Source organism: Streptomyces davaonensis JCM 4913 (genome assembly GCF_000349325.1).
In the GTDB taxonomy this organism is placed as follows: Bacteria; Actinomycetota; Actinomycetes; order Streptomycetales; family Streptomycetaceae; genus Streptomyces; species Streptomyces davaonensis.
Window position 1 is genome coordinate 5,915,215 of the sequence record NC_020504.1, and the last position, 24,199, is coordinate 5,939,413.

Genomic DNA, 24,199 nt, shown 5'->3' on the forward strand with positions numbered 1-24,199 from the left:
GGAACTCCCCTGGGTCGGAACGGCGTTCAGAGGCTGTTGTTCAAAGACCGTCGGTCACAGGCTGTCGGTCAGGAGCAGCGGCGCCGCGGCCTGCGACGGCAACGCGAGCGGCGAGCACGCGCGGGACGCCGCCGACGGCACCGGGTGCCGGTCCGCCTGGGGCACCACCGGCGGCAGGCCCTGCTCGCCCAGCACCACATGGCGTACGACCCGTTCGGCGGCGCGGCCGTCGTCGTACGGGCAGAAGCGGGTCCGGAACGCCGAGCGCAGTTGGGCGGAGCGAGAGCCGCGCCAGTGGCCGGTGGCGAAGATGTCGATCAGTTCGTCCTCGCTGCGCGCGATCGCGCCCGGCGGGAAGGCGCGCAGGTCGAAGTAGGTGCCGCGGGCGGCCTCGTAGGCCTCCTGGTCGTCGGTGTGCAGCACGATCGGGCGGTCCAGGGCCGCGTAGTCGAACATGATCGACGAGTAGTCGGTGACCAGGGCGTCCGAAGCCAGGCAGAGCGACTCCACGCTCGGATGGCCGGTGACGTCGATGACCCGGGGCGAGGTCGCTTCGGGGGCGAGCGGGCCGCCGTGGCGGCGGTGGGCGCGGGCCAGGATCACGAAGCGGGGGCCCAGGCGGCTCGCCACCTGGTCCAGGTCCAGCGGGCTGCGCTGGGTGCGGCGGTAGTCGCGGTGGGTCGGGGCGTACAGGATCGCCACCGCGTTCTCGGGGACGCCGAGCGACTCGCGCAGCCGGGTCACATCCGCCGAAGTGGCCTGCTGGAACACGTCGTTGCGGGGCTGGCCGTACTCCAGCGTCTTGTACGAGCCCGGGTGGACCCGCTCCCGGACCAGGGTGGAGTGGCGGTTGGCGGAGACGACGAAGTCCCAGGTGCCGATGGATTCCATGAGTGCCCCGAAGTCCGTGCCCGCCCCGGCCGCGGGGCGTTCCTGGAGGTCCAGGCCCTGGCGCTTGAGGGGGGTACCGGACTGGGTCTGTACGACGATCTGGCCCCGTCGCTTGATCAGTCGGCGGTCCGGGCCGGTGTTGTCGACCAGGTACTTGGAGCGGGCCAGCGCCGTCCAGTGGGCGGCCGTGCCGGGGGTGATGCGGCGGGTGGCGGCCGGGACGGTGTGGTGGTGCCCGGGGTCCGCGATCCAGGCCGTGCGGATGTGCGGGGCGTGGGTGCGGAACGCCTGCTCCAGGGCGCCGGGGTTGCAGCCGTGGCCCTGTCCGCCGTACGCGGAGAACACCGCCCGGTCCTGGTGCAGGGGCAGCCGGAGTTGGACCCGGTAGTGCAGGCGCAGGAGGGCCGCGCGCAGGGCGCCGCCCAGTTTCACGGTGACCTTGGCGGCCGTACGGCCCAGTGCGCGGGTTCGTCGGAGGGTGCGGTAGGTGCGGTGCAGGCCCAGTCGGACCAGGCAGTGGCGCAGACGGTCGCGGAGGGCGGCGGGGGCGCCCGGGGCGCGGTGGCGGCGGCAGTGGGCGCGGGCCAGGCGCAGGAACTCGGCGCGGCTGCCGCGCGGGAGCCGGTCGGGGCGCGCGTACACCGCCGCGAGGTGGTCGGCCATGCGGCGGAACAGCACCGGCCGCCAACCGGTGAGTTCGGGGCGCTCGGCGAGGAACGCGAAGAGCCGGTCGTACTGGTCGAAGACGTCGAAGGGACGGCGGCTCGGGACGCTGTTCCTGCGGTGGTCGCGGTGGTGCACGCAGATCCGGTCCAGGGTCGCGATCGACTCCGCCGTGAGCAGGACCGGGAAGGTCCAGGGGGTGTCCTCGTGGGAGCCGGGCGGGAAGGTGAAGCCCTCGCGCTCGATGAACTCCCGCCGGTAGGTCTTGTTCCAGGGCGCTGTCGGCAGCCGCAGCAGACCCAGGCGGTCCGCCAGCCGGAACGGTGCCGGGCCGTGCTCGCCGAGTTGGGCGGCGGCGAGGTCGCGGACCGGCTCGCCGGTCCAGGAGATGCGGGCGTGGCCGTGGACCAGGACGTCCGGTCCGTCCGTCTCCTTGAGGCGGTCGGTGATCGCCTGGAGGGCGCCCGGGGTGAGCGTGTCGTCGCCGTCGAGGAAGAGCAGGTAGTCACCGGTCGCCTCGGCCAGGCCCGCGTTGCGGGCCGGTCCCGGGCCCTGGTTGCGGGCCAGGCGCACCGGCCGTACGCGCGGGTCGCGGATCGCGAACTCCTCGATGATCGCGCCACAGGCGTCCGGTGAGGCGTCGTCGACGGCGATCAGTTCGAGATCGGGGTACGACTGCGCGAGCACCGACTCCAGGCACTCGTGCAGATACGCCTGAACCTTGTACGCGGGGACGATGACACTGAACCTGGGCAACGGGACATCCATGGGTCGGTGCGGGCGGGAAGGGCGGGATCGGGCCCTTGCCCGCGAACGGCCGATGGAGTGACTTGGTTACGCTGCGTTGCGGCATCCGGGGGAGGGTGCGTGCACGGAAAGGGCCGCCCGGTGTTGCCCGGACGGCCCCGAATCCGCTTGTGCCACGGACTACTTCACCGCGCCCGCCATCACGCCGGACACGAACTGCCGCTGGAACGCGAAGAACACGGCCAGCGGGATCACCATCGAGATGAAGGCGCCGGGCGCCAGCACTTCGATATTGCTGCCGAACTGCCGTACCTGCTGCTGGAGGGCGACCGTCAGCGGCTGGGAGCCGGAGTCGGAGAACACCAGCGCCACCAGCATGTCGTTCCACACCCACAGGAACTGGAAGATCCCCAGCGAGGCGATGGCCGGGGCGCCGAGCGGCAGCACGACCGTCAGGAACAGCCGCGTCTCGCCCGCGCCGTCGAGCCGCGCCGCCTCCAGCAGTTCCCGGGGGATCTCCGCGAAGAAGTTCCGCAACAGGAAGATCGCGAACGGGAGTCCGAACGCGACGTGGAACAGCACGACCCCGGTGATGGAGCCGAAGATCCCGATGTCACCGAAGAGTTGGGACAGCGGGATCAGGGCCACCTGCACCGGCACCACCAGCAGTGCGATCACCACCATGAACCACCAGTCGCGGCCCTTGAAGTCCATCCACGCGAAGGCGTACCCGGCCATCGCGCCGATGATCACCACGAGCAGGGTCGCCGGAACGGTGATCCAGATGGTGTTGAACAGCGAGCTGGTGATGTCGTCGTTCTCCAGCAGAGTGCGGTAACTCTCCGTGGTGAGCTGGGCGGGTGCCGAGAAGACCTTCCACCACCCGGAGGCGGCGATATCGGTCGGCTCGCGGAACGAGGAGACCAGCAGACCGAAGGTCGGCACCAGCCAGAACAGCGCCACCACCAGCAGGAACGCCCGCAGCGCGCCGCCCGCCGCCCCGCTCGCCAGCCGCGAGGCCCGGGACCGCTTGCCGCGCACGGAGGTGTCGAGTGCGCTCATCGCTCGCGCTCCTTCCTCAGCCGGCGGATGTTGACGATCATCACCGGGACCACGAGCAGCAGCAGGATGATGCCGATCGCGCTGCCCAGGCCGTAGTTGCCACCGCCGCCGAAGGACGACAGGAACAGCTGGAGCGCCAGTACGTTGGCCTCGTCCTGGGTGGGCTGCGGGGCGATGATGTAGACGAGATCGAAGACCTTCATCACATTGATCATCAGCGTGATGAGGACGACGATCAGGACCGGTGCCAGCATCGGCACCGTGATCCGGCGGAACACCTGCCACTCGTTGGCGCCGTCGACCCGCGCCGCCTCCAGCAGATTCCGGTCGACGCCGGCGAGCCCGGCCGCGATCAGCACCATCGCGAAGCCCGCCCACATCCAGACGTACGCCCCGATGATCGCCGGGGTGACGAGTGTCGGGCCGAGCCAGTCGACGCCGTTGTAGGGCGCCGCGAAGTTCGAGCCGGGCAGCCGCAGTTGGGCCCCGTCGGCTTCGGCGGGCAGGGTGAAGGTGCCGTCGGCTCCGGTGGTCGCCGAGGCGACCACCTCGCCGTCCTTGACCGCCTCGACCTTGATGCCCTCAAGTGCCTTCTCGCCCGCGTCGACCTGGCCCTTCTCGCCGCCGCCACCGAGCTTGAAGTCCAGCCAGACGGTGCCGGTGACACCGGAACCGGTCGCCGCCTTGGCGTCCTCGGGCTCGCCCGGCAGCCGGTTGGGCGCGATACCGACCAGCGGAAGCAGCGCCGGGGTGCCCGCCTCGACCGTGCCGGTACTGGTGAAGGAACCGCCGCCGGACGCCTTCAGATCGCTGACCTGCGCGTTGGGGCGGGCCTTGGGATAGACGGAGGAGTCCGCGAAGGTGTCGTGCACCGACGTCACGATCGCGTTCGCCACCCCCTGGTCGGGGTCCGCCTGGTACACCAGCCGGAAGATGATCCCGGCCGCGAGCATCGAGATCGCCATCGGCATGAAGACGATCAGCTTGAACGCCGTGCCCCAGCGCACCCGTTCGGTGAGCACGGCGAAGATCAGGCCCAGCGCGGTGACCACCGCGGGCGCCACGGCGACCCAGATCGCTGTGTTGCGTACGGCCGTCAGCGTCGAGTCGTCCCGGAAGACGTCGACGTAGTTGTCCAGACCGACGAAGCCGTCGCCGCCCGCGTCGTACAGGCTGCGCCAGACCGAGTACCCGATCGGGTAGACCACGAGCGCGCCGAGCAGCACCAGCGCGGGCAGCAGGAACAGCACTGCCACCCACAGCCGGGTGCCCGTCACGCTCTTGCGCGGTGCCGTAGCACCGTTGTCCGCTACGGCCGACATCCGTCAGCCGGTCTTGTACGCCTTGGCGGCGTCCGCCTCCAGCTTTTGCTGGGCGCCCGCCACATCGCTCGGGTTCTTCAGGAAGTCCTGGAGCTGCTTCCACTCGCCGACGCCCTGGGTGCCGCCGAACGCCGCCGGCGCCTGGTCGGACATGTCGAAGCGGAAGTCGTCGCCCGCCGCGATCAGCGCCTCGGCGATGCCCCGGGTGACGTCGTCCTTGTACGTGCCCTGGTCCATCTCCTGGTTGGGGGAGAGGAAGCCGCCCTGCGCCGCCCAGATCTCGGCCGCGTCGGTCGAGGCCAGGAACGTCATCAGCGCCTGCGCGCCCTCGCCGTCCTTCAGCGCCACGGCGACGTCGCCGCCGCTGACCACGGGCGACTCGGAGCCGACCGCCGGGAACGGGAAGACCTTGGCGTCGGTGCCGACCTTGGCGTCCGTGTCGGCGTTGATGTTCGCGGTGACGAAGTCGCCCTCGAAGACCATCGCGGCCGGAGTGTCACCGGAGAAGGTCTGGGTCACCGACTTCGGGAACTCCGTCTGGAGCGCGCCCGAACGTCCGCCCGCGATCAGCTCGTCCTTGCCCCACAGCTCGGCGAGCGTGGTCAGGGCGTCCTTGACCGAGGGGTCGGTCCACTTGATCTCGTGCTGGGCCAGCTGGTCGTACTTCTCCGGCCCGGCCTGCGAGAGATAGATGTTCTCGAACCAGTCGGTGAGGGTCCAGCCGTCCGCGCCGCCGATGGAGACGGCCGGGGAACCGGCGTCCGACAGGGTCTGGGCGGTGGTCAGGAAGTCCTTCCAGGTCTTCGGCTCCTCGGTGAGCCCGGCGGCCTCGAAGGCGGCGGTGTTGTACCAGATGAGGGACTTGTTGGCGGCCTTCACATAGACGCCGTACTGCTTGCCCTCGAAGGCGCCCAGTTCCTTCCAGCCGGTGGAGAAGTTCTTGTCCAACTGGGCCTGGGTGTCGGCGCCGAGGGGCTTGACCCAGCCCTTCTCGGCGAACTGGTGGAGCACGCCGACCTGCGGCAGGAACGCCACGTCCGGGGGCTGGCCGCCCTCGATCTTGGTGCCGAGGAAGGTGGAGGTGTTGTTGCCGGTGGGCACGAAGTTCACCTTGGCGCCGGTGCGCTTCTCGAACTCGTCCAGCACCTTGGTGAAGTTGTCCTGCTCGGGGCCGGTCCAGACGGCCGCCACCTCGAGCGTCTGTCCGTCGAGCTTGGGGAGTTGGACGGTGGAGCCGGCACCGGTTTCCTTGCCGCCGTCTCCGCTGTCGCCGTTGTCGTCGTCTCCGCCGCAGCCGGTGAGCGCCAGCGCGAGGGCGCCGACGGTTGCCATGGCGATCCGGATGGTGCGATTGCTGCGCATCACTGCCCCGTTCTTCGTGCTTCGTTGCCTCGTCGAACGTTCAGCGCTGTCTGTTATGCGGTCTGGTCTACGCCGGGTGCCGGAGGTCGGCAAGAGCGCCCGCACTGTCAAGTGGACGATCGTGACCACGTCGTGACTGGTCCTCGACCGGGGCTCCAGAAAGCCCTCAGAGCAGCGACGGCACCGCGGTGGCCGAGACCTCCTTCGCGGCTCGCTCCAACGCGCTGGCCAGGAGGGCCAGATCGGTCGGGCCGTTGCCGAGTTCGCGGACCGGGCGGCGGGCCGGGGGGTCGCCCATGCGGTGCCACTCCAGCGGGACGACCGTGGGGCGGAGCGTCGAGGTGCGGGGGATCCGGCCCGTGACCCGGCCGCCCTGGAAGGCGGTCGCCCGGCCGTCCGCCCAGGTCAACAGGCCACGGCCGGGCGCCGGTTCGTCCGGCCCGGCGGCCGGGGCGTCGAGCACGACCCGCAGGCCGGCCAGCCGCGCGGGCTCCGACTCGGCCGTACGGCCGTCCGCTCCCGTCGCCGCCACCAGGTGCACGCCGAGCCGCTCGCCCTCCCGGGCCACCGCTTCCAGCGCGCGTATGACCGAGCCCGCGGCGGGCCTGCCCGGGGAGCCCAACGCGGGGGAGACCAGGGCGTCCAGGTCGTCCACGACCACGACGAGCCGGGGCAGCGGCGGTGCCGCCTCGGTCTGACGGCGGGACGCGGCCGGGCGCAGGCGCAAGGTGGAGCTGGGCGGGGCGTCGAGGTCGGCGGCACCGGACCGGTTGGTGCCGGTGGTGGTGGCCGTTCGCTGGGTGACCATCCGGCCGGAGACCAGTCGGCTCGCATGCCATTCGCTGAAGTGGGAGCGGCCCAGCAGTTCGGCGCGTCGCTTCAGCTCGGCGCTCAGGGACTGGGCGAACTCCCGCATCCGGACGGGGTCGTTGGCGGTGAGGTGGGTGGTGACATGCGGGACGTCGGTGCACACCCGCAGGCCATCGCCGCCGGTGCCGCTGCCGCCGGCGCCCGTGGTGTCCCGGCCGTCCATCAGGACCATGGTCAGCCGGTCCGGCCGCTCGGCGGCGGCGAGCGAGGCGACCAGCGCGCGCAGCAGTTCGGTACGTCCGCTGCCCGCGGGGCCCTCGATCAGCAGATGCGGTCCGTCGGCGGCGAGGTCCACGGCGACCGGGCCGCGTGGACCGGCGCCGAGCACGGCACACGCGCGTCCGCCGAGTGCCTCGGCGTCGTCGGCCGCGTCCGCCCAGCGTGCCATCAGGGAGGCGGGGGTGGCGCGGGCCAGCCCCAACTCGTCCAGCAGCCGGGCCGTCTGGGGCAGCGGCGCGGAGACCCGGGGATGCCGGCCCCCGGCGGCGGCATCCGGCCGCAGCGGCGCCAGTGCGCGGGCGAACCGCTCGGCCCAGGGGAGCGATACGGCGTCCACCGTGGCCACGGTGCCGGGGGCCACGGGCGCCGGGTCGGCATGGCCGGCCTCGGCTCCGGTGCCGCGGGCGACCCGCATCAGCCGGAGCGCGGTCGCCACATCACCGCTCAGCAGGGCGACCGCGCCGCAACTCCGGAAGACGGGCGCCGCGGCGCAGGCGGCCCGGTAGGTGTCGGTGACCGGTGAGGCGGGTGAGGCGGGGGGTGTCTCGGAGAGGCACATGACATGGACCCCGGCCCGCGGGCCGTCGGTCGCCAGCCGTGCGACAGCTTCTCGGACGTCGGCTCCACCGGGGTCGCCGTCGACGATGAGGACGGTGTGGGGGCCGGGGAAGGGGGCGTCCTGAGGTCGGGAGGAGGACTCGGCCGGGTCGTCCTGGGCCCAGGAGGGGCGGCGGGTGTGGGACGCGGTCGCCGGGAGCGGCTCGGGGTGGTCGTCCAGGCGTCGGAGCAGTTCCTGGGTGCGGGCCGTCGCCTGTTCCCTGTCGTGCGCCAGCAGCAGTCGGCAGTCCTGGCCGTGGGCCGGGCGCAGGTGCGGGAGCCAGCCCAGCCAGGACCATTCGGCGGTGCGCTCCTCCAGCGGGCGCGCGCGGTCCGCGCTCAGCAGCACGATCTCCAGGGCGTCCGGCGAGTGCAGGGCGGCGAGCTGGGCGATCACCGCGCGGGCCAGCCCGGCCAGCCGCTCACGCGGGCCCGCGAGGCCGAGGGAGCCCGCTTCGCGCAGATCGGCGGTCACGGGTACGGCGGGCAGCAGCCCCGAGCCGTCGGGTGCCGCGCGGTCGGCGGTGCCGAGCCGGACGGTCAGCGCCTCCGGGTGTTCCGGCCCGCGCTCCCAGAGGCGGGGGCCGGGGCCGAGGGCGGTCAGCAGCAGGGCGGCGGGGTCCGGCCAGGTCTCCGGAAAGCGGTGGGCGGTCTCGGAGGCGGGGTGGGCGAGGGCTTCGGCGCCCTGGCCGTCGTAGCTCTCCCGGTCGGGCGAGCCCTGTTCCCCACGGCCGCCGGTCAGACGCCGCGCCCACGCCCCGATGCCCCCGCGCTTGCGCACGCCCTGCGGGGCGTCGGTGCCACGGAGGGGCGTGCCTTTGCGGCCACCGCGGTGCGCGCCCTCGTCGCCGGGGGCGCTGCCACGCGCGTGTGCCTCAGGGTGACGGTCGTCGCGCTCGGGGGTGCCGCCACGCGTGTCCGTGTGTGCGTCGGCGCGGTGGTCGCCGTGGGAACCCGCGTCACCCCGCGCGTGTGGATCGGTGGCCCGGAGCTCGCCGTGAGTGCTCACGCCCCCGCGGTCGCCCTGCGCGGACCTGCCCCCACGCGCGCGTGCGTCGGATTCACGGGCACCGGAACCGGCCGTACCCACGTCTCCAGTCGCGAACCCGGCCCCATGAGTGTCCCCACCCCGCGGTCCCGGCACCTCGGCGCCCCGCGCCCCCGGCGTCGCACCGTTCTCGATCCGAGGCGCCCCACCCTGCTCCGGCACCACGGGCGGCTCCACCGGACCGTGCTCCTGTGCCCCCGGAGTCGCCGAGGAGGCGCCCCAGGTGGCCGAGCCGTAGGTGTGGCGTGTTTCTCCGCGGGGGCCCTGTGGGGGCTCCACGCGCGTGGGGGTGGCCGAGAGGCGGATGTGGCCCTCGCCGTCGGGGACCGTCGGGACGCGAGCTCCTGGGCCGCCCGTCGGGGCGAGGCGCAGGGCCGACTCGCCGATGCGCAGGAGGGCGCCCGGGGCGAAGCGGACCGGGCGGGTGCCGATGCGGGCGCCGTCCACCGTCGTGCCGTTGGTGGAGCCCAGGTCGGCGATGGAGACGCGGCCGTCCGTGGCGACCGTCACCGTGCAGTGCAGCCGGGAGACGTCCGGGTCGTCGAGCGGGACGTCGGCGTCGGCGGAGCGGCCGACGTGGATCTGCCCGCCGTGCAGAAGATGGACGCCGCCCGCGTCGGGCCCGGCCACCACATGGAGCTGGGTCGGGGCGTCGTCGACCTCGGGATGTGCCTCGGGTTCGGCGGGGGCGCCCAGCGAGAGCACCGCGCCGTCGATCAGCGGCGGCTCGCCCAGGGTGCAGCGCGCGCTGTCGAGCCGCTCCGCGCCCACGAACACCACCACGGGACCGCCGCCGCGCTCGGACTCGCCCGCGCGGGAGGCGCCGCTGTCCGCCGAGACCGCCGAGGCGAGTGCCGACGCCACCGCGGCCAGGGCCGTGCCCGCGGGCGCCGTGACCAGGACGTCGCGGCTCGCGGTGCGGGCGGCGGCGGGGAGCGGGCCCAGCGGGTCTACGACGGTCAGCCGGATCTGCATCGCCGTCAGCGGTCCCTTCTGCGCGGGCACCCGCGAACGGGGACGACGCCCCGCGGTCCCCCACCGCGGACTTCCCCCACCGCCACACGAGCACATCGGCCAGTACGAAAGGCATCCTCGCACCTGCCACTGACAACACGCCCGCCGCCCGGTGACAAGTGATCTTGATTGGTCGGCTCTGCCCGCAAAAATGCCTGATCCTTGCCCTGCCCGTGATCACTTGAGATCGGTCACGCCCTGGTTCGGCAACCAAACGGAACGGCTCAAGCGTCTTTCCTGCGAACCTCTGTTTCGATCCGCCCGGCACTACAGTGGGTCGGAACATCGGAACACCATTCAGGCAATCAGCAGGGAGCGCGTGACGTGCGGCCAGTCGGCAGCAAGTACCTGCTCGAGGAGCCGCTCGGACGCGGCGCCACGGGCACCGTCTGGCGAGCCCGCCAGCGTGAGACCGCGGGCGCCGAGGCGGCCGTGCCCGGCCAGCCCGGCGAGACCGTCGCGATCAAGGTCCTCAAGGAGGAGCTGGCCAGCGACGCCGACATCGTCATGCGGTTCCTCAGGGAGCGGTCCGTCCTGCTCCGTCTGACCCACCCGAACATCGTCCGGGTCCGTGACCTGGTCGTCGAGGGTGAGCTGCTGGCGCTGGTCATGGACCTCGTCGACGGTCCCGACCTGCACCGCTACCTGCGCGAGAACGGCCCCTTCACCCCGGTCGCCGCATCCCTGCTCACCGCGCAGATCGCCGACGCGCTGGCCGCCAGCCACGCCGACGGCGTCGTCCACCGCGACCTGAAGCCCGCCAACGTCCTGCTCCGGCAGAACGGCGGCGAGATGCACCCGATGCTCACCGACTTCGGCATCGCCCGCCTCGCCGACTCCCCGGGCCTGACCCGCACCCATGAGTTCGTCGGCACGCCCGCGTATGTCGCGCCCGAGTCCGCCGAGGGCCGCCCGCAGACCTCCGCTGTCGACATCTACGGCGCCGGCATCCTGCTGTACGAGCTGGTCACCGGTCGTCCGCCGTTCTCCGGCGGCTCCGCCCTCGAAGTCCTGCACCAGCACCTGAGCGCCGAGCCGCGCCGCCCCTCCACCGTCCCCGACCCGCTGTGGACGGTCATAGAGCACTGTCTGTCCAAGAACCCGGACCGGCGGCCCAGCGCCGAGAATCTCGCGCGGGGCCTCAGGGTCGTCGCCGAGGGCATCGGGGTGCACTCGAACTCCGCGCAGATCGCCGCCGCCGAGGGCGTCGCCGCGCTGCTCCTGCCCGACCCGGCGCCCGCGACCGTGCCGGGCTCGGCCGACCCCACGCAGATGCTGCCGCACGGCGCCGGTGCCTTCGACCCGAACGCCGCGACCAGCGTGATGCCGCACACCGGGGGCCCGAACGGCGCCGCCGACCCCACCGCCGTACTGCCGAACCGGGGCGCGGCCGATCCGACCGCGGTCATGCCGCCGGTGCCGCCGGGGCAGCCCGGTGGGGCGCCGGAGGAGCCGCACCCCTGGCAGAACCAACTGCGGGCGGCGCGCGACCGTAACGAGCAGACGCAGGTCCAGTACCTCGACCCCAATCAGGACCCGCTGCGCCGCCGCCCCCAGCGGCAGGTCGCCCGGCCGCAGCAGCCGCCGCAGCGACAGGCTCAGCCGCAGCCCGGTTACGGCTATCCGCAGCAGGGACAGCCGCAGCAGTACGCCCCGCAGCAGCAGCCGCGCCCTCAGCAGCCGCAGCCGCAGCCGCAGCGGTACGCGCCGCCGCCGCAGCCTCAGGCGCCGCAGCGCGAGCCCCGGCAGCCGCGGCAGCGCAGCGCGAACCCGATGAAGATCCCCGGGCTCGGCTGCCTCAAGGGATGTCTGTTCACGATCATCATCCTGTTCGTGGCGGGCTGGCTGGTGTGGGAACTGAGTCCGCTTCAGGAGTGGATCGGCACGGGCAAGGGGTACTGGGAGCAGCTGTCCGACCTGTTCACCACGGTGACGGGCTGGATCGGTGACCTGGGCAGCACTACCTCGGGGCAGTAGACCCGCTCGACGGCTTGTCTGGAGATTTGTCGACACCTGGCGGGTGATTTCGGTCTCCGCGGTGAAGGTTGGCTCGTCGGACGCGTAGTTTTAGCGACAACACGCGTCTGTAGGAGCAGCCTTGGCACGGAAGATCGGCAGCCGGTACACCGCCCATCAGATCCTGGGGCGGGGCAGCGCCGGCACGGTGTGGCTGGGCGAGGGTCCCGAGGGGCCCGTCGCCATCAAGCTGCTGCGCGAGGACCTCGCGTCCGACCAGGAGCTCGTCGGGCGCTTCGTGCAGGAGCGGACGGCGCTGCTCGGTCTGGAACATCCCCATGTGGTGTCGGTCCGTGACCTCGTCGTCGACGGCAATGACCTCGCGCTGGTCATGGACCTGGTGCGGGGCACCGATCTGCGGACCCGGCTCGACCGTGACAAGCGGCTGGCGCCGGAGGCCGCGGTGGCGATCGTGGCGGATGTGGCCGACGGGCTGGCCGCCGCGCATGCCGCGGGGGTCGTGCACCGGGACGTGAAGCCGGAGAACGTCCTGCTGGACATGCAGGGGCCGCTGGGGCCCGGGGGCGCGCATCCGGCGCTGCTGACGGACTTCGGGGTCGCGAAGCTGATCGACTCGCCGAAGCGGACTCGGGCTACGAAGATCATCGGTACGCCGGACTATCTGGCGCCGGAGATCGTGGAGGGGCTGCCGCCGCGGGCGTCGGTGGACATCTACGCGCTGGCGACCGTGCTGTACGAGCTGCTGGCGGGCTTCACGCCGTTCGGCGGGGGGCACCCCGGCGCTGTGCTGCGCCGTCATGTGACCGAGACGGTCGCGCCTCTGCCCGGTATCCCCGACGAGCTGTGGCAGCTGATCGTGCAGTGTCTGGCGAAGGGGCCCGCGTCGCGGTTGCGGGCGTCGGAGCTGGGGGCACGGCTGCGGGAGCTGCTGCCGTTGGTGGCGGGGATGCCGCCGCTGGATGTGGACGAGCCGGACACCGAGCCGGTGGAGGAGGAGGCGGCGCCGTCGGAGCCCGCCCCCGCGGGGCCGGTGCGGCGGGGGGCGGTGCCGCTGGTGCCGGGGGCCAGGCCCGCGGACTCCAACCGGGACACCCATACGTCGATGAGGGTGCCGGGTCCCGACGAGCTGGCGGGCGGCGCACGCGGTACCGCGCGGGTCCCTCGCACCTCGGGCGCGCCCCGGCCGGGCTCCGCGCGCCATCGCGCGGCCACGCGTCGACGCCGCATCGCCCTGGGGACAGCGGCCGTGCTCCTGGCAGCCGCGGCGGGCGTCGGCACCTGGCTCGCCACCTCCGACGACGACGCGGACGCGACGCCCCAGGACACGAAGAACTCGGCACCCGCTACTCCGTGAGGCTGCGCCCCCAGACCCCCGCTGTCGGCACTGAGGGGGCCTCGTCCTCAAACGCCGGACGGGCTGAGCGGGGTCGGGGACCTCTCTGGAGCTGGTCGCTTGCCGTAGCCGTTACGCTGGAGGCGTGGCAGTCGTCGATGTATCCGAAGAGCTCAAGTCCCTCTCCTCGACCATGGAGTCGATCGAGGCCGTTCTGGACCTCGACAAGCTGAGGGCAGATATCGCCGTGCTCGAGGAGCAGGCGGCCGCGCCGTCCCTGTGGGACGACCCGGACGAGGCGCAGAAGATCACCAGCAAGCTCTCCCACCTCCAGGCCGAGGTCAGGAAGACGGAAGCGCTGCGCGGGCGGATCGACGATCTCGCCGTGCTCTTCGAGATGGCCGAGGAGGAGGACGACCCGGACACCCGTGCCGAGGCCGAGTCCGAGCTCGCCTCCGTCAAGAAGGCGCTGGACGAGATGGAGGTCCGCACCCTGCTCAGCGGGGAGTACGACTCCCGCGAGGCGCTGGTGAACATCCGCGCCGAGGCCGGTGGCGTCGACGCCGCCGACTTCGCCGAGCAGCTCCAGCGCATGTACCTGCGCTGGGCGGAGCGCCACGGCTACAAGACGGAGCTCATCGAGACCTCGTACGCCGAAGAGGCCGGCATCAAGTCGACCACCTTCTCCGTCCAGGTGCCGTACGCCTACGGCACGCTCTCCGTCGAGCAGGGCACCCACCGGCTCGTCCGGATCTCGCCCTTCGACAACCAGGGCCGCCGCCAGACCTCCTTCGCGGGTGTCGAGGTGCTCCCGGTCGTCGAGCAGACCGACCACATCGACATCGACGAGTCCGAGCTGCGCGTCGACGTCTACCGTTCCTCCGGCCCCGGCGGCCAGGGCGTCAACACCACGGACTCCGCGGTCCGGCTGACGCACATCCCCACCGGCATCGTCGTCTCCTGCCAGAACGAGCGGTCGCAGATCCAGAACAAGGCCACCGCCATGAACGTCCTCCAGGCCAAGCTCCTCGAGCGGCGCCGCCAGGAGGAGCAGGCCAAGATGGACGCGCTCAAGGGCGACGGCGGCAACTCCTGGGGCAACCAGATGCGTTCGTACGTCCTGCACCCGTACCAGATGGTCAAGGACCTGCGGACCGAGTTCGAGGTCGGCAACCCGCAGTCCGTGCTCGACGGTGAGATCGACGGTTTCCTCGAGGCCGGAATTCGCTGGCGCAAGCAGCAGGAGAAGTAAGCGAAGCGTTTTGTCGACAAGGCAACTGCCGCCGTCCGGGCGGCAGTTGCCTTTTCTGTTCCCCGATGTCTGGGTTTTACATCACACTCACAGCTTCCAACCACCGGCAAAGAACCCGTATTTGGACATCGCGTACGCAACGGCCTTGACGTTGCTTTGAAAAATGGGAAGGGTGAAGCGCGGCATGCGTATCTCCGGGGCGCATGTGAACCGGGGGGCGTGAGTTCAGCTACCACCCCCGTCGATCACCGCCCCGAGCGCCGCCTCACTGACGATGAGCTACTGGGGGTAGCAACCACATGACCAAGAAGACGCGGATCCGTGTCGCCCGGCTCGCCGCCGGTGCCGTGATCGCGGCCGGTGCTTCGCTCACGGCCGCCGGTGTCGCCGCTGCCGACGAGGGGGACGACTGCGGCCTCCTCGGTATTTGCGTCACGCCGACGCCGAGCGAGCCGGACCCCGAGCCGACGCCCACCGAGCCGGAGCCGACCGAGCCGACCGTCATCCCGACGGACGACCCGGAGCCGACCGACCCGCCGGAGCCCACCGACGAGCCGACCGAGCCCACCGAGGACCCGGAGCCCACCACCGAGCCGACCGACGATGACGGCAACGGCAACGGCAACGGAAATGGCAACGGAAACGGCAACGGGAACGGCAACAACACCAACCCCGACGGCGGCTCCGGCAACTCCGCCCAGCAGCAGGGTTCCTCTTCCCTGACCGACACCGGTGACGACACCGGCTCCGACACCTCCGCCCAGGGCAGCGGTGAGGAGCTCGCCGAGACCGGTGCCGAGCAGACCACCTTCCTGATCATCGGTGCCGCGACGATGATCGCCGGCGGCATCGGCTTCCGGGTGCTTCCGCGCCTGGCCGGTGGCCGTGGCGGTGCGGCTGCCTGACGGTAGCCGACCGCGCACAGCGCGTATGACGAAGGGCCCGGAGTGACATTTCACTCCGGGCCCTTCGTATGCCTACGGCTCGGGCGGCCGCCTTACGCGGTCTGGTGCGCGAGCAGCGCCACCGCCGCGATCAGCACCGCCAGCAGTGCGATCAGCGTCATCGGGGTCAGGTTCGCGAGCGGATTCCCCTGCTGGAGCCGTTCGCGGTTCGCCCGGCAGACCGGGCAGCGGCCCTCGTTCACGGGCGCCGCGCAGTTCGCGCACACCAGCCGGTCGTACGTCATGCGCCTCGCCCTTCTTGTGAGTGGTTCCACGGGGAGAACGCCTCGGGGGAGGAGAACGTTCCCTTATCTACTGTGCCAGGTTCTCCTGAGTGCTGCCTGGGCGCTCCCGGATGTGCGGACACAGCGCCCCGCGGGCGGGAACAAAACCGTACATCCCCAGCGCAACCCCGACCGGTGCCTGCGCTGCCGCACCCGACTCGCGTATGGTCACGCTCATCTACCCCCGGCGACCCGTGGTGCATCCGTGATCCGATTCGACAACGTATCCAAGGTCTACCCCAAGCAGACCCGCCCCGCACTCAGGGATGTGTCCCTGGAAGTGGAGAAGGGCGAGTTCGTGTTCCTGGTGGGGTCCTCCGGCTCCGGAAAGTCCACCTTCCTGCGGCTGATCCTCCGCGAGGAGCGGTGCAGCCACGGGCAGGTGCACGTCCTGGGCAAGGACCTCGCGCGCGTCTCCAACTGGAAGGTGCCGCAGATCCGGCGCCAGCTGGGGACGGTGTTCCAGGACTTCCGGCTGCTGCCGAACAAGACCGTGGCCGAGAACGTGGCCTTCGCCCAGGAGGTCATCGGCAAGTCGCGCGGTGAGATCCGCAAGTCCGTGCCCCAGGTGCTCGACCTCGTCGGCCTCGGCGGCAAGGACGACCGGATGCCGGGCGAGCTGTCCGGTGGTGAGCAGCAGCGCGTCGCCATCGCGCGGGCCTTCGTGAACCGGCCCAAGCTGCTCATCTGTGACGAGCCCACCGGCAACCTCGACCCGCAGACCTCCGTCGGCATCATGAAGCTGCTGGACCGGATCAACCGGACCGGCACGACCGTGGTGATGGCGACGCACGACCAGAACATCGTGGACCAGATGCGCAAGCGCGTCATCGAGCTGGAGAAGGGCCGCCTCGTCCGCGACCAGGCCCGCGGCGTCTACGGCTACCAGCACTGAGACCGCAGCGAGTTCCACGGAAAGGCTTGAAGCAGACGCCATGCGCGCCCAGTTCGTACTGTCCGAGATCGGTGTCGGTCTCCGCCGCAATCTGACGATGACCTTCGCCGTCATCGTCTCCGTCGCCCTGTCGCTGGCCCTGTTCGGCGGGTCGCTCCTGATGAGCGACCAGGTCAGCACCATGAAGGGCTACTGGTACGACAAGGTCAACGTCTCGATCTTCCTCTGCAACAAGAGCGACGCCGAGTCGGACCCCAACTGCGCCAAGGGCGCGGTGACCAAGGAGCAGAAGGAAGAGATCGAGGCCGACCTGGACAAGCTGTCCGTGGTCGAGAGTGTCACCCGCGAGGACCAGAACGAGGCGTACAAGCACTACAAGGAGCAGTTCGGCGACTCCCCGCTGGCCAGCTCCCTCACGCCGGACCAGATGCAGGAGTCGTACCGGATCAAGCTCACCGACCCGGAGAAGTACCAGGTCATCGCGACCGCCTTCGACGGGCGGGACGGGGTGCAGTCGGTGCAGGACCAGAAGGGCATCCTGGACAACCTCTTCGAGCTGCTGAACGGCATGAACTGGGCCGCGCGCGCGGTCATGGCGCTCATGCTGGTGGTCGCGCTGATGCTGATCGTCAACACCGTGCGGGTGTCCGCGTTCAGCCGGCGGCGCGAGACCGGGATCATGCGCCTGGTCGGCGCCTCGGGTTTCTACATCCAGGCGCCGTTCATCATGGAGGCCGCGGTCGCCGGGCTGATCGGCGGGGCGGTCGCGTGCGGGTTCCTGGTGGTCGCGCGGTACTTCATCATCGATCACGGACTCGCCCTGTCGGAGAAGCTGAACCTGATCAACTTCATCGGCTGGGACGCGGTGTTGAAGTATCTGCCGCTCATCCTGGTGACGAGTTTCCTGATGCCCGCGTTGGCAGCGTTCTTCGCGCTGCGCAAGTACCTGAAGGTGTGACGCTCGCCAAGAGGGGCCGTACGGTCAACGGACCGTACGGCCCCTTGCGTTGTCCTAGACTCACCGGCATGTCAGGTCGTGACCTGTTCTGTCAGCCCCGCCGCTTCGGCCGCGGGGCCGCTCTGACATTGGTGTTCGCGAGCGTGCTCGTCGCCGGTGCGGCCACCGGATCGCTGCCCGGACCCGAGCGGAAGTCGGCGCCCGGCCCGGCCCGTTCGACCACCGCCGCCCGCCATGAGCAGGTCGCGGAGGCGGCCGCCGAGGCGATGGCCGACGGCAAGTCCCCCATGGAGGCCGCCGAGCGCGCCGTCAGCCGCAGCGGGGACCGCTGGGGCGCCGTCTACTCCGAGGGCGAGTACGAGGAGTTCGAGGAGGCCCTGGACGGCCGGTACACGGGCGTCGGGCTGTGGGCGCGACGCGAGCGGGACGGCCGTATCGAGGTGACCAGGGTCCGTGCGGGGTCGCCCGCGGCCGGGGCCGGAATCCGGGCCGGGGACCGGCTGCGCAGTGTCGACGGTGAGCGGGTGGACGGCCGGCCGGTCACCGAGGTCGTCTCCTTACTGCGCGGTGACGCCACCGACGCGGCCGCCGGTACGGCGGTCAGGCTCGGCCTGGAACGCGGCACGCGCGCGTGGAGCGTCACCGTGCGCCGCGCGGAGCTGTCCACGGACTCCGTCACCGCCCGCGAGGTGACCGGCGGGGTCACCGTGGTCCGCGTCGACTCCTTCACCAAGGGCTCCGGCGCCGCGGTACGCACCGCCGTACGGCAGGCCCCGGCCGCCAACGGGATCGTCCTCGACCTGCGCGGCAACTCCGGCGGACTGGTCACCGAGGCCGTCACCGCCGCCTCCGCCTTCCTCGACGGCGGCCTGGTCGCCACCTACGACGTCGACGGCGACCAGCGCGCCCTGCATGCCGAGCCCGGCGGCGACACCGCCAGACCCCTGGTCGCGCTCGTCGACGGCGGCACGATGAGCGCGGCCGAACTGGTCACCGGGGCCCTTCAGGACCGCGGCCGGGCGGTCGTGGTGGGTTCCCGCACTTTCGGCAAGGGCTCGGTCCAGATGCCGAGCCGGCTGCCCGACGGCTCCGTCGCCGAGCTGACGGTCGGGCACTACCGCACCCCGTCGGGACGCGGCGTCGACGGCCGGGGCATCACGCCGGACCTGGACGCCGACGCCGAGGCGATGGAGCGGGCCGAGACGGTGCTCAGCGGACTGGGCCCGCAGTAACCCGTCCCGTCGGCGACCGTTGACCCGCTCGGCGACCGCTCGCGAAATCGGCTTCCCGCCGACCCCCTCCGTAGTGCGAAAATGGACGGCACTATGAGCAAGGGAATGTACGTACCCAAGGAGAACCAGCCCAAGAAGGGCGGGGCTGCCGCCCAGGGCAAGGACGGCGAGAAGGGCGGCAAGCGCAAGATCGTCGCGCAGAACAAGAAGGCGCGCCACGACTACGCGATCATCGACACCTTCGAGGCCGGCCTCGTCCTCATGGGGACCGAGGTCAAGTCGCTGCGCGAGGGCCGGACGTCGCTGACCGACGGCTTCGTCCAGATCGACCGGGGTGAGGCGTGGCTGCACAACGCCCACATCCCCGAGTATCACCAGGGCAGCTGGACCAACCACTCCGCGCGCCGCAAGCGCAAGCTCCTGCTGCACCGCGAGGAGATCGACAAGCTGGAGGCCAAGTCCCAGGAGACGGGTCACACGATCGTGCCGCTCGCCCTGTACTTCAAGGACGGCCGGGCGAAGGCCGAGATCGCCCTCGCGCGAGGCAAGAAGGAGTACGACAAGCGGCAGACCCTGCGGGAGAAGCAGGACCGGCGGGAGTCGGACCGGGCCATCGCGGCGGCGAAGCGCAGGCAGCGGGCGGGTTGACGCCGGGAATACGGTGGCATGCGCGTGCGTTGGTCACGTACGATGGCAATGCACCTCCCAGAGGGTGCGAGCCCCCTCGTCAGAGGGTTTGAAAAATCAACATGGGGATGATCGGTTTCGACAGCGGTTGTCGAAGCAGGGGAAGCGTGTCGAGGAAGCGGCCATGATCTCGTTAACCACAGGCCGAAACAAATAATCGCCAACACCAAGCGCGATTCCTTCGCCCTCGCTGCCTAAGTAGCGACTTGCGAAGTGTCAGCCCGGGGCTGTTCCCGACCCGGATCCTGGCATCAGCTAGGGAACTAAACCTTGATCCCGGTCACGGGGTGAAGAGGGAAATCAAACAGTGACTGAGCCCGTTCCGGACTTGTCCAGGTGATCCGGAGGGCTGAGAAACTCGTACTGGACTGCACACGGAGAAGCCCTGATTCCGCACCGTTGGACGCGGGTTCGATTCCCGCCATCTCCACTTGTCCCTCCGGGGACGACCCCATGTGGGCAGAGGCCCCGTCGCAGCAGCGGCGGGGCCTTTGTCATGTCCCCGGGGCGGGTGTGATGGAGTAGGCCGCATGCGTGCTGGCTTTCGTGGGGTTCCGGCTGTGCTGGCCGGGGTGTTGCTGCTCGGTGCCTGTGGGACTGAGGAGAGCGGTGAGGCACAGGGGGCCGAAGGTGTCGCCGGAATCCCGTGTCCGTCGAGCGGGTCGATGTCGGAGCCCGGTGCGCCCGCCTCGGGGACACCTTCCGTGGTGCCGATTCCCTCCGTGGGCGGGGCGGAGGACGACGAGGTCAGGATCACCGGGCTCTACGGCTGGGACGCCGGAAGCGGCTGCCGACCCGGCTTCTCCGCCGACTTCGAGGTCACCAACTCCTCGGACGAAGCCGCGACTTACACCGTCACCCTGGGCTTCCGGTCCAGCTCCGGGGGTGCGCTCACCAACGCGGAGCAGGTGGTCGAGGGGGTCGGGGCGGGGAAGACCGTCAAGGCGAGCGTGCTGACGGGGGCCGGGGTCGGGTCGTCGTCCGATGTGACCGGGGTGTCCGTCGTGCAGGTGCGCAGTGTGCCGGTCGCCGAGGCCTCCACCGCGTCCGGGCCCTGCCCGGCCTCCGGTGTGTATGTGTACGTCGACAAGGGCGATGCCGCCATGGGGCTGCGGGCCGTCGGGCTGCATCTCGCCAACTGCGGTGAGGAGCCCTTCGAGGTCAACGGCTACCCGCAGGTCGAGGTGCTCGACGAGGACCACGACCGCGTCGACAGCGTGCGGGTGCTGAAGGGCACCGGGGAGATCAGCACCGGCCTGAGGGACGGCACCCCGCAGGCCTTGGTCCTCCGGCCCGGTGAGGCCGCGCAGGCCACGCTGGCCTGGCGGAACACCACCGAGTTCGGCGAAGCGGTGAACGCGCCGTACGCCAGGGTCCGGGTCAGGCCCGGTGCCGACCCCGTGATGGTGATCCCGGAACTCGATCTCGGGACGACGGGCAAGCTGGGCGTCGGTTCATGGGAGAAGGACGACACCTACCGCGCGCCCGAGACCGTCGCTCCCACGCCCTGACCTCCGACAGCTGTCATGGCGCACCACTGCCGCCCCCTCGGCAGTGGTGTCCCGCTCCATATCGGAGGGTCGTTCACGGTTCTACGGTCCCTCCCCATGACTCAGACCAGAGCCGCGTCCCTGATCACCGTCCTGACGGCCCTGCTGGCCGTCCTCCTCGCTCCGGCGCCCGCCTCCGCCGCCTCCCTTCAGGAGGTCACCGGCTTCGGCAGCAACCCCGGCGCCCTGCGCATGTACCGCTACGTCCCCGACGGGCTGCCCGCCGGGCGGCCCGTGGTCGTCGCCGCGCACGGCTGCACCCAGAACGCCTCCGGATACGCCACCGGCACCGGCTGGCTCCAGCTCGCCGACCGCTGGGGCTTCTCCGTCGTCCTGCCGCAGCAGCAGAGCGCCAACAACCTCTCCGGCTGCTTCAACTGGTTCCAGACCGGGGACATCCAGCGCGGCCAGGGCGAGGCCGCGTCGATCGCGCAGATGGTGGACCGGCAGCTCGCCGACACCGGCGGCGACGCGTCCAGGGTCTACGTCACCGGACTCTCCGCCGGCGGCGCGATGACCAGCGTGATGATGGCGGCGTACCCGGAGAAGTTCCGCGCGGGCGGCGTCGTCGCGGGGCTGCCGTACGGGTGCGCCCAGGCCGCCGGTTCGCCGTACGTGTGCATGTACGTCGGCGCCACGCAGACCCCGGACCAGTGGGGCGACCGGGTACGTGCGGCGCGCCCCGGGTACGGCGGGCCCTGGCCCACGCTCACCGTCCTTCAGGGCAGCGCCGACTACACCGTGAAGCCCGTCAACATGACGGACCTCGTGGAGCAGTGGACCGACGTCCACGGCACCGACCAGGCGGCGGACGTCAGTGACACCGTCGCCGGGTACCCGCATCAGGTGTTCCGAGGTCCGGCGGGGAACTCCGTCGTCGAGACCTACAGCCTCACCGGCATGGGCCACGGCCAGCCCGTCGACCCCGGCACGGGGAGCGCGCAGTGCGGGGCGGTCGGTGCGTACTTCCTCGACGTCAACCTGTGCGCGGCACACCGGCTGGCGCTGGCGTGGGGGCTCGACGGCTGAGGGCGTACGCCCTGGCGGTCACGGCGATCAGCAGCGCCGTGACCGCCGCCGCGACCGGCACCCCGTACCCCGCCGTCGCCGACACATGCTCCGCCGTCCAGCCGCCGGCCGCGCTGCCGAGGGCGATACCGCCGAGCAGGCCGGTCACCGCGAGGGTCATGCCCTCGTTGAGGCGGCCCTCGGGGGTGCGCTCCTGAACGAGCGTCATGTTGGTGATCATCGTGGGCGCCGTGGCCATCCCGGAGACCAGCAGCGCTCCCGCCAGGAGCACGAGCGAGCCGGTCAGGGACGCGGCGAGCAGGGGCAGGGTCAGCAGTGCGGCCATGGCCGCAAGGCACCACCGGTAGCGGCGCTCGGCGGAACCGCCCGGCTTCAGGGCGCCGTACAGCAGCCCCGCCGCGAAGGAGCCGCCCGCCTGGAGCGCGAGGACCGCGCCCGCCGCCGTACCGTGCCCCTGTTCGTCCGCGAAGGCGAGGGTGACCACCTCCAGGGAGCCGAAGACGGCCCCCATCGCGAGGCAGACGGCGAGCAGGGCGGGCATACCCGGAGCCCGGTACGGGGGCGGTGTGGGGGTCGCCGACGGTTGCAGCGGCGGTTCGGTCGAGCGCTGGGCGGTGAACAGCGCCATGCCCGTCACGAGGAGCAGGACGCCGGTGAGCGTGCCCGCCTCCGGGAAGAGCGTTCCGCACAGGAAGGCCGCGAGGACCGGGCCCAGCATGAAGCACAGCTCGTCGGCGGCCTGCTCGAAGGAGTTCGCGGTGTGCAGCGCCGCAGGGTCGCCCTTGAGCAGATGCGCCCAGCGGGCCCGGGCCATACCGCCGATGTTGGGGGTGGTCGCGGTGGCGGCGTACGCGGCGAAGAGGGTCCAGTCGGGGGCGCCCTGACGGGCGCACAGCACCAGGGCGAGACCGCCCAGGGCCGCGACGAGGGTGGCGGGCAGGGCGATCCGGGCCTGTCCGTGGCGGTCGATCAGCCGCGCGGTCCAGGGCGCGACCAGCGCGGTCGCCGCCAGCCCGGTCGCCACCACGGCGCCGGCCAGGGCGTACGAGTCCCGGGTCCCGGCGATCATCATGACCGCGCTCACGCTGAACATGCCCATGGGCAGGCGGGCCAGAAGGTTTCCGGCGGTGAAGGCGCGGGCGCCGGGCAGGGCGAACAAGTGGCGGTATCGGGCGGTGGCTTGCGGCATGGCGCCACCCTCACCCGTAGTGGATCAAGGGGTCCAACACCTTCTGCGTACCGATTCACGCATCCGCGTTGTAAATTCCCGCCATGCCCGATCACCGCCTGCTCCGCGCCTTCCTTGCCGTCGCCGAGGAACTGCACTTCACCCGCGCCGCGGCCCGCCTCTACGTCGCCCAGCAGGCGCTCAGCCGGGACGTACGGCGGCTGGAGCGCGAGCTGGGTGCGGAGCTGTTCGTCCGGACCACCCGGCAGGTGACGCTGACCGCGGACGGCGAACGGCTGGTGCCGCACGCGCGGCGGGTGCTGGCGGCCCGCGACGAACTGCTCGCCGCGTTCGGGCAGGCCCGGCCGCTGCTGGTGGACGTGAACTCGCCGGGCCTCGGCACCGGCACGCGGGTGCTGGCGCGGGCCCGTGAACTCGCCCCCGACCACGAGCTGATGGCCCGCTACGAGAGCGGTCTGACCGGAGCCGCGGCCGAACTCCTCGCCGGCCGGCTGGACGTCTCCTTCGGGCGGTTCGCCGGTCTGGACCCGGCGCTGCGGGCCGGCCTGGAGCACCAGCCCGTGCGCTACGAGCCGATGGCGGTGATCCTGCCCGAGGACCATCCGCTGGCCGCGCTGGAGGAGGTGCCGCTCGGCGCGCTGGCCGGTTCGACCGTATACGCGGGCGCCGGCAACCCCCGCACCCCGGAGTGGACCGATCTCGCCAGGGAGCTGTTCGAGGGCCGTGGGATCGAGGTCGCGGCGCCCGCACCGCTCGCCGTCGGCCATGAGGAGTTCCGGCGGATCATGGCGAAGACCCGGACGCCGGTCCTCGCCGTGGTGGACTTTCCGGCCATGCCCGCCTCGGTGCTGCGGCCCTTGATCGACCCGGTGCCCCTGTCGCCGGTGTCACTGGTGTGGCGAAGGGGGTTGGTGCACCCCGGCATCGACGCCCTGCGGCGGGCCGCGGCCGAGATCGCGGCGGCGGAGGGCTGGCTTCAGCCGCCCGCGGGGGGATGGATTCCGGCCAGTGACAAAGTCACGATGCGGCTCCACAAGTGACACGCGGCAAACACGGAACTCACTCGTGCGCTAC

The 24,199-nt window shown here is 71.5% G+C and carries 18 protein-coding genes and 1 other RNA gene; 12 read left to right on the forward strand and 7 right to left on the reverse strand.

Annotated features, from left to right (window positions below):
- Positions 1-54: 54 nt before the first annotated feature.
- From BN159_RS26215 to BN159_RS26235, 5 genes are all read right to left on the reverse strand, one after another.
- On the reverse strand, positions 55-2,310 hold the full coding sequence (locus tag BN159_RS26215) for a bifunctional glycosyltransferase/CDP-glycerol:glycerophosphate glycerophosphotransferase (RefSeq protein WP_041819872.1): 2,256 nt from the start codon (positions 2,308-2,310) through the stop codon (positions 55-57).
- 171 nt (positions 2,311-2,481) lie between these two features.
- Positions 2,482-3,363 carry a carbohydrate ABC transporter permease gene (locus tag BN159_RS26220; protein ID WP_015660023.1) on the reverse strand — a complete coding sequence of 294 codons (882 nt, stop codon included), beginning with the start codon at positions 3,361-3,363 and terminating at the stop codon, positions 2,482-2,484.
- Positions 3,360-4,685, reverse strand: a complete 1,326-nt coding sequence (locus tag BN159_RS26225) for a carbohydrate ABC transporter permease (protein ID WP_015660024.1) — start codon at positions 4,683-4,685, stop codon at positions 3,360-3,362. Before BN159_RS26225 ends, BN159_RS26220 begins: the two co-directional genes overlap by 4 nt.
- 3 nt (positions 4,686-4,688) lie before the next feature.
- The gene (locus BN159_RS26230) at positions 4,689-6,047 is read right to left on the reverse strand and encodes an ABC transporter substrate-binding protein (RefSeq protein ID WP_015660025.1); all 1,359 of its coding nucleotides are present in this window, start codon (positions 6,045-6,047) and stop codon (positions 4,689-4,691) included.
- A gap of 166 nt (positions 6,048-6,213) precedes the next feature.
- Positions 6,214-9,756 carry an FHA domain-containing protein gene (locus tag BN159_RS26235; RefSeq protein ID WP_015660026.1) on the reverse strand — a complete coding sequence of 1,181 codons (3,543 nt, stop codon included), beginning with the start codon at positions 9,754-9,756 and terminating at the stop codon, positions 6,214-6,216.
- A gap of 363 nt (positions 9,757-10,119) precedes the next feature.
- Here BN159_RS26235 and BN159_RS26240 point away from each other — a divergent pair, with 363 nt between their 5' ends.
- From BN159_RS26240 to BN159_RS26255, 4 genes are all read left to right on the forward strand, one after another.
- Positions 10,120-11,772, forward strand: coding sequence for a serine/threonine-protein kinase (locus BN159_RS26240; protein ID WP_015660027.1), 1,653 nt, complete (start codon positions 10,120-10,122; stop codon positions 11,770-11,772).
- Between the two features lie 121 nt (positions 11,773-11,893).
- On the forward strand, positions 11,894-13,126 hold the full coding sequence (locus BN159_RS26245; RefSeq protein ID WP_015660028.1) for a serine/threonine-protein kinase: 1,233 nt from the start codon (positions 11,894-11,896) through the stop codon (positions 13,124-13,126).
- A 124-nt stretch (positions 13,127-13,250) separates the two neighbouring features.
- The gene (gene prfB / locus BN159_RS26250; protein ID WP_041819874.1) at positions 13,251-14,357 is read left to right on the forward strand and encodes a peptide chain release factor 2; all 1,107 of its coding nucleotides are present in this window, start codon (positions 13,251-13,253) and stop codon (positions 14,355-14,357) included.
- A gap of 299 nt (positions 14,358-14,656) precedes the next feature.
- Positions 14,657-15,262, forward strand: coding sequence for a hypothetical protein (locus tag BN159_RS26255; protein WP_015660031.1), 606 nt, complete (start codon positions 14,657-14,659; stop codon positions 15,260-15,262).
- Positions 15,263-15,354: 92 nt separating this feature from the next.
- Here BN159_RS26255 and BN159_RS26260 read toward each other — a convergent pair whose 3' ends face one another.
- Positions 15,355-15,546, reverse strand: coding sequence for a hypothetical protein (locus BN159_RS26260; RefSeq protein WP_015660032.1), 192 nt, complete (start codon positions 15,544-15,546; stop codon positions 15,355-15,357).
- Between the two features lie 244 nt (positions 15,547-15,790).
- On the opposite strand from BN159_RS26260, the gene ftsE reads away from it, so the two are divergent.
- The 7 genes from ftsE to BN159_RS26290 all read left to right on the forward strand — a co-directional run bounded on the left by ftsE (position 15,791) and on the right by BN159_RS26290 (position 21,936).
- Positions 15,791-16,480 (forward strand): cell division ATP-binding protein FtsE, encoded by a 690-nt coding sequence (ftsE, locus tag BN159_RS26265; RefSeq protein ID WP_015660033.1) that lies wholly within the window; start codon positions 15,791-15,793, stop codon positions 16,478-16,480.
- Between the two features lie 40 nt (positions 16,481-16,520).
- On the forward strand, positions 16,521-17,438 hold the full coding sequence (ftsX, locus tag BN159_RS26270) for a permease-like cell division protein FtsX (protein WP_015660034.1): 918 nt from the start codon (positions 16,521-16,523) through the stop codon (positions 17,436-17,438).
- Positions 17,439-17,506: 68 nt separating this feature from the next.
- The gene (locus tag BN159_RS26275; protein WP_078598884.1) at positions 17,507-18,670 is read left to right on the forward strand and encodes a S41 family peptidase; all 1,164 of its coding nucleotides are present in this window, start codon (positions 17,507-17,509) and stop codon (positions 18,668-18,670) included.
- 105 nt (positions 18,671-18,775) lie between these two features.
- Positions 18,776-19,318 carry an SsrA-binding protein SmpB gene (gene smpB / locus BN159_RS26280; RefSeq protein WP_041819879.1) on the forward strand — a complete coding sequence of 181 codons (543 nt, stop codon included), beginning with the start codon at positions 18,776-18,778 and terminating at the stop codon, positions 19,316-19,318.
- A gap of 103 nt (positions 19,319-19,421) precedes the next feature.
- Positions 19,422-19,790: a transfer-messenger RNA gene (gene ssrA, locus BN159_RS43240) on the forward strand.
- Between the two features lie 271 nt (positions 19,791-20,061).
- A complete protein-coding gene (locus tag BN159_RS26285) occupies positions 20,062-20,868 on the forward strand; it encodes a DUF4232 domain-containing protein (protein ID WP_231905652.1) in 807 nt (268 codons plus the stop codon).
- 96 nt (positions 20,869-20,964) lie between these two features.
- Positions 20,965-21,936, forward strand: coding sequence for an extracellular catalytic domain type 1 short-chain-length polyhydroxyalkanoate depolymerase (locus tag BN159_RS26290; protein ID WP_041819881.1), 972 nt, complete (start codon positions 20,965-20,967; stop codon positions 21,934-21,936).
- Here BN159_RS26290 and BN159_RS26295 read toward each other — a convergent pair.
- The gene (locus BN159_RS26295) at positions 21,884-23,125 is read right to left on the reverse strand and encodes an MFS transporter (protein ID WP_015660039.1); all 1,242 of its coding nucleotides are present in this window, start codon (positions 23,123-23,125) and stop codon (positions 21,884-21,886) included. The genes BN159_RS26290 and BN159_RS26295 overlap by 53 nt on opposite strands.
- Positions 23,126-23,208: 83 nt before the next feature.
- On the opposite strand from BN159_RS26295, the gene BN159_RS26300 reads away from it, so the two are divergent.
- Positions 23,209-24,165, forward strand: coding sequence for a LysR family transcriptional regulator (locus BN159_RS26300; protein ID WP_015660040.1), 957 nt, complete (start codon positions 23,209-23,211; stop codon positions 24,163-24,165).
- Positions 24,166-24,199 lie beyond the last annotated feature (34 nt).